Origin of the sequence: Streptomyces sp. FH025, assembly GCF_017427025.1 — a bacterium.
Lineage (GTDB): Bacteria > Actinomycetota > Actinomycetes > Streptomycetales > Streptomycetaceae > Kitasatospora.
Genome location: NZ_JAFLNG010000550.1, coordinates 1 through 5,315, shown reverse-complemented (window position 1 = coordinate 5,315; position 5,315 = coordinate 1). Strand labels below are relative to the sequence as shown.

Below are 5,315 nucleotides of genomic sequence, written 5' to 3'. Positions count from 1 at the left end.
CCGAGAGGAAGCCATGCCTGACCAGGGCGGCTCCCGGCAGAACGTCACCTTCCCGAGCAACGGCGGCACCGCGCACGGATACCTGGCCCGCCCGCCGCAGGGCGTCGGGCCGGGCCTGGTGGTGGTCCAGGAGTGGTGGGGGCTCACCTCGCACGTCGCCGCCATGGCCGACCGCTTCGCCGCCGAGGGGTTCACCGTCCTCGCACCCGACCTGTACGGCGGTGCCACCACCCACGACCGCGCCGAGGCCGCCCGGCTGATGCGCGAGCTGCCCGTCGAGCGGGCCGTCGAGGACCTGTCGGGGGCCGTCGACCACCTGCTCTCGCTGGACGGCGTGGTCGGCGACGCGGTCGGCGTGGTCGGCTTCTGCATGGGCGGTGGCTTCGCCCTGCTGCTCGCCGCCCGATCCGGCGACCGGGTCGCCGCCGTGGTCCCCTTCTACGGCCTGCCGCCCGACCCGGAGTTCGACTACCGCGGCCTGACCGCCCACGTCCTCGGCCACTTCGGCGAACTCGACCGCTCGATCCCGATGGCCGCCGTGGACGAGGCCGCGATCCGGATCGGCGAGGCCACCGACGTCCGCCCCGAGATCCACTTCTATCCGGCCGGGCACGCCTTCATGAACGACGAGAACCCGCTCGGCACCTACGACCCCCTCCAGGCCCGGATCGCCTGGCGCCGCACCGTCACCTTCCTCCAGGGGCACCTCGGCTGAGTCCTCCGGAGGAAGGGCCGCCGGCGCGAAAAACCCGATGGACACCTGTACGGACCCACGGCATAGTCGCCAGGTGCCGACCCCACACCCGCACTCGCGCCGCTTCGCCTGGGCGAGCCGCAACTTCCGCATCCAGACCGCCGCCACCGTGATCAGCGGGCTCGGCAACGCCGGCGCCCCCATCGCCACCGCCTTCGCCGTCCTCGGCAACGGCGGCACCACCGCCGAGGTCGGTTACGTCACCGCCGCCCGCCTGCTGCCCACCGTGCTGCTCCTGCTGGTCGGCGGCGCCCTCGCGGACCGGATGCCGCGCCACCTGATCATGGTCGCCGCCAACCTGTTCAGCGGCGTCTCCCAGGCCGTCCTGGCCGCGCTGGTACTGACCGGGGACATCAAACTCTGGCAGATGCTGGTGCTCTCCGCCGCCGGCGGGGCCGGCTACGCCCTCTACTCCCCCGCCTCCGGCGGAATGATCATGCAGGCCGTCCCCCAGGAGCACGCCGCCCGCGCCTTCGCGGTCTTCCGGATGGGCCTCAACGCCTCCCAGATCGGCGGTGCCGCCCTCGGTGGCGCGCTCACCGCCGCCGTCGGCCCGGGCTGGGTGCTCGCCCTGGACGCCCTCTGCTTCCTGATCGCCGCCGCGCTCCGCTTCTTCCTGGAGCCGGAGCGCGCCCCCTCGCCCTCGGGTGGCGGCATGCTGCGCGATCTGCGCGAGGGCTGGCGGGAGGTCGTCGCCCGCCGCTGGCTCTGGGTGATCGTGCTCCAGTTCTCAGTCCTGGTCGCCTGCGTCAACGCGGTGGAGTCGGTGTACGGGCCGGCCGTCGCCGACGCGCGCCTGGGCGGCGCCGGCGCCTGGGGCCTGGCGATGGCCGCGTACGGCGTCGGCCTGGTCGCCACCGGTGCGCTGATGGCGCGCTGGCGGCCCCGCCGGATCCTGCTGATCGGCAACTGGGGGGTGTTCCTGTTCGGCGTGCCCGCCCTCGCCCTCGCCGCCGAGGTACCGCTGCCCCTGCTGGTCGTCGCCATGTTCCTCTCCGGCGTCGGCGTCACCGTCTTCGGCGTCAACTGGATGGTCGCGCTCCAGCAGGAGATACCCGAGGAGATGTTCTCCCGCGTCACCGCGTACGACGAGCTCGGCTCCTACTCGCTCGCCCCGGTCGGCACCGCGCTGGCCGGCCCAGCCGCCGTGGCGCTGGGCATGTCCGGAGCGCTCTGGGCGTGCGCCGTCGTCTGTCTGGTGCTCAGCGCCGTCGTCCTGCTCGACCCCCAGGTGCGCCGACTCTCCCGCCGAAGCACCACCGACGCACCGGTGCCCGTCACCGAGCCCGCGCCCACGCCGTGAGCCCCCGGTGCGCCCCGTGCGCGCCCCGCGAAGGGCAACCAGTGGTGCCGGTGGGGCGTCCGAGCAGGTGGAAACACCACCGTCTCTGAGGGGCCTCCGGTGCCGAAGCCACTGCTGTTCCTGGACGTCGACGGGGTGCTGAACCCGGTGTGCCCCCATCCTGACGCCGGCTTCGACGCGCACACCCTGCTCGGCTACGCCGTCCTGCTCTCCGCCCGGCACGGCGAGTGGCTGCGCGAGCTCGCCGGGACGTACGACCTGGTCTGGGCCACCACCTGGAGGAACGTATCACCCTTGCACCTTGTTCCCGACCTGTGGAAATGAGCTGAGGTGGTGGGTGCCACGACCCTGCCCAGCATCCCCCAGCTCGCGGCCCCCCTTCATGACGCGATGACAGCGCTAGTGCCCTGTAATGGGCTGCCCGAGAAGCTCCTGGGCGATCTGCCAGAGCTCTCCACCGCGCGAAGCCTTCAGGAGCACCTTGTCGCCGGGGCGGACGATCGTCTCCAGATAAGCCGCAGCGGTGTGGTTGTCCGCGACCCTGGCGACCTCGGGCACACCTTCTGCGAGCGCACCGGCAGCGAGTTGGATGACGTTCGGGCTGTTGCCGACCACGATCAGGTGGTCAATGCCTTGTTCGCCGGCGAGACGGCCAACGGCTTGGTGCTCCTCGGCGGCCGTCTCGCCCAGCTCCAGCATCTCGCCGAGTACGGCGATGGTCCGGGTCATCGGCGGGAAGGTGATTGCCCTGCCGGTGTACGAGCTCGTGAGGCGACTCAGGGGAACCCGGTCATTCTGCTGTCCCCAGCCCGAGGGGTCACGGAAGAGGATCGCGGGGTCATCTCCGGCCTCGAAGCCGTGAGCGACGACCAGGTGACCGCCCTTGCGGCCGTCCTCGGGGAACTTCTCCGTGACGGAGATGATCAGCGGTGCCTGCTTGAGCCGGGCGATCAGCTCATCGGCCGGTACGGCTTCGGCCTGCCCCGGGACGCCGTAGACCTCCGCCAGGCTGGCGATGCCAGCGTGAAGCCAGCCGCGTTCCGTCAGGGCGTCCTTCGCGACGCCGAGATGTACCAGCTCGGTGAGGCTCGGGGGCTGCTGGCCGTACGCCAGCAGGATCATGCGAAGTGCTGCCATGCCGCAGGCCCGATCAGACCACTCGGCCCGCTCGCCCAGGGCGGCCCCGCCGTGGCGTTCCCACTCGTCAGGCTCGATGCGCTGACGACACATGGGGACGTGATGGGCCAACAACATGGCAGCAGCCTCCGGAGAATCAGGCCACGAATTCCCGCTGTCCGGGGAATCCGGTGAAGTGCGGAGTGGGCAGGGGAACATCGTACGGCGGCCGGACCAGCGCCTCGTGGAGCAGTGCCAGCACCACGTCACCGTGACTGAGGCCGCACAGTTCCGCGCCGACCGCGAAGTTGCTGCCGGCCGACATGCCCGGGGTGCTGTTCACCTCCAGGGCGAACACCCGCGAGTCCTCGGTCACGATGAAGTCCACCCGGGCGGAGCCCTTCAGGCCGAGTCCGGTCCAGATCCTCTTGGCGTACTCCAGCACGGCGGCTCGGGCTTCGGCCGGCAGGTCGGCCGCAGCTACGGTGACGCCACCGGTGGCGTCTTCGTCCAGCTTCGTGGCGGCGTCGTAGAAGTCGGCCTGGTGGACCTCGGTGGCCAGCGGGGGGAAGATGAGCACCGCGTTGCCGGGCAGTTCCAGCAGTCCCACGGTCACGGACTGGCCGGTGATGTACTCCTCGACCAGGACAGGGTGGCCCTGGGGGCCCGAGGCGTCCACCAGGGCCCCGAGGAGGTCCACCCGGTCCTTGACCAGGCTCATGCCCACGCTGGAGCCGCCCAGGGGCGGCTTGACCATGACGGTGTGACCGTCCCACTCCACGGTTCCCCCGGTCCACTCCTGCCAGGCCGGGGTGGGCACGCCGAGCGATCCCATCACCCGCTTGCAGAGGATCTTGTCGGCGGCGACCGCGGAGGCCGCCACGCCACTGCCGCAGTAGGGGATGCGCAGGTAGTCCAGCAACCCCTGGAGCCGGCCGTCCTCGCCGAAGGGGCCATGGAGGTTGGAGAGAGCCACGTCGAAGGCCGTGAGGCGCGGGACGAAGGTCCGGTCCACCGGGTTCAGGACTTCGAACCGCAGGCCGATCTCGCCGAGCGTCCGGCTGAGGGCGGTGACGGAGAGCTGGTCGACCGGGCTCTTGTCGATGTAGAGCCGGTCCTCTTCGCTCACGGGGCCGTAGACCAGCGCGACGTTGAGGTCCTGTCGGCTTTGCTGCCAGTCGCGGAGGCCAGCGGCGGCGGCCTTGACGGTGGCCTCGTCGGCCTTGTCGGTTTCGGGGTTCAGGAAGACGGTCATGCCAGGACTCCTTCGTAGACCTTGGTGACGGGGCCGGACACCCAGAAGGTCCGTCCGGGGCGTCCGGTGTGGGGGCTGACGACCAGCGGCGTGCCAGCCCGGTTCTGCACGGTGATCGCCCGGGAGCCGGAGACGAGGCCGCGTTCGACGGCGATCACGGCGGCGGCCACCGCGCCGGAACCGCAGCTCAGCGTCTCGGCCTCGACACCGCGTTCGTAGGTGCGAAGCCGCAAGACCTGGTCGCCGACCGACTGCACGAAGTTGACGTTCGTCCCGACGGCGCCCCACTTCTCGTGGTGGCAAACAGACCGGCCGAAGCCGTCGACCTTGACCGAATCAACCTCCGGCACGATGCCGACCACGTGCTCCGTGCCGGTGTGGGCCGCGTCGAACCAGATGATGCGTCCGTCCCACCCGGCCTGGAGGACACGCAGCTCCACCTTGCCGACCTCGGCCGTGACCCGGACGTTGGTGGAGGTGACGACGGCCTCGTGCTCGACGCCGGCCATCTCCATGGTCATCTCACGGAGCCCGAAGGCGTCGGCCGCCTGGGAGGCGGCGCAGCGAAGGGCGTTGCCGCACATCGTCGCCTCGCTGCCGTCCGCGTTGTAGCAGGTCACGCGAAGGCGGTCCTCCGCGATCCGGGTGCTGACCACCAGGCCGTCAGCCCCGATGCCGACACGACGGTCACACAGCTTCTGGGCCCTCACCGACCAGTTGATGCCCTTGGTGCGGGTGGGGTCGGTGAGCAGCACGAAGTCATTCCCCGCGCCGTGGATCTTCGTGAATCGCACGATCTCGCTCCTTTGCGACGTTGCAGAGGCATGCCGGCCCGCAGCGGCTCGAAGACCAAGGCAGCAGCTTGAGGGCACGGCGGCGGAACGTCC

6 protein-coding genes are annotated in these 5,315 nt (G+C 70.9%); 3 read left to right on the top strand and 3 right to left on the bottom strand.

What is annotated here, in order from left to right:
* Positions 1-13: 13 nt before the first annotated feature.
* The 3 genes from J0670_RS29110 (at position 14) to J0670_RS29100 (ending at position 2,381) form a co-directional block, all read left to right on the top strand.
* Positions 14-715 (top strand): dienelactone hydrolase family protein, encoded by a 702-nt coding sequence (locus J0670_RS29110; RefSeq protein WP_207814678.1) that lies wholly within the window; start codon positions 14-16, stop codon positions 713-715.
* A 73-nt stretch (positions 716-788) separates the two neighbouring features.
* Complete coding sequence (locus J0670_RS29105; RefSeq protein WP_307806745.1) at positions 789-2,057, top strand: MFS transporter; 1,269 nt, start codon at positions 789-791, stop codon at positions 2,055-2,057.
* 99 nt (positions 2,058-2,156) lie between these two features.
* Positions 2,157-2,381: an HAD domain-containing protein gene (locus J0670_RS29100; RefSeq protein ID WP_207814675.1), complete on the top strand. Its 225-nt coding sequence runs from the start codon at positions 2,157-2,159 to the stop codon at positions 2,379-2,381.
* A gap of 75 nt (positions 2,382-2,456) precedes the next feature.
* Here J0670_RS29100 and J0670_RS29095 read toward each other — a convergent pair whose 3' ends face one another.
* From J0670_RS29095 to dapF, 3 genes are read right to left on the bottom strand one after another with little or no spacing between them, the layout of a single operon-like run.
* The gene (locus tag J0670_RS29095) at positions 2,457-3,311 is read right to left on the bottom strand and encodes a glutamate ligase domain-containing protein (protein WP_243437680.1); all 855 of its coding nucleotides are present in this window, start codon (positions 3,309-3,311) and stop codon (positions 2,457-2,459) included.
* A gap of 19 nt (positions 3,312-3,330) precedes the next feature.
* Entirely contained in the window at positions 3,331-4,428 is a 1,098-nt protein-coding gene (locus J0670_RS29090) for an ATP-grasp domain-containing protein (protein ID WP_207814674.1), read from the bottom strand.
* The gene (gene dapF, locus J0670_RS29085) at positions 4,425-5,222 is read right to left on the bottom strand and encodes a diaminopimelate epimerase (protein WP_207814673.1); all 798 of its coding nucleotides are present in this window, start codon (positions 5,220-5,222) and stop codon (positions 4,425-4,427) included. The genes J0670_RS29090 and dapF overlap by 4 nt, the downstream gene beginning before the upstream one ends.
* Positions 5,223-5,315 lie beyond the last annotated feature (93 nt).

What these genes read in the sequence shown, in the direction of transcription:
- J0670_RS29095 (WP_243437680.1), bottom strand. Translation starts at nt 3,311, where the DNA reads ATGTTGTTGGCCCATCACGTCCCCATGTGTCGTCAGCGCATCGAGCCT.
- J0670_RS29090 (WP_207814674.1), bottom strand. Translation starts at nt 4,428, where the DNA reads ATGACCGTCTTCCTGAACCCCGAAACCGACAAGGCCGACGAGGCCACC.
- J0670_RS29110 (WP_207814678.1), top strand. Translation starts at nt 14, where the DNA reads ATGCCTGACCAGGGCGGCTCCCGGCAGAACGTCACCTTCCCGAGCAAC.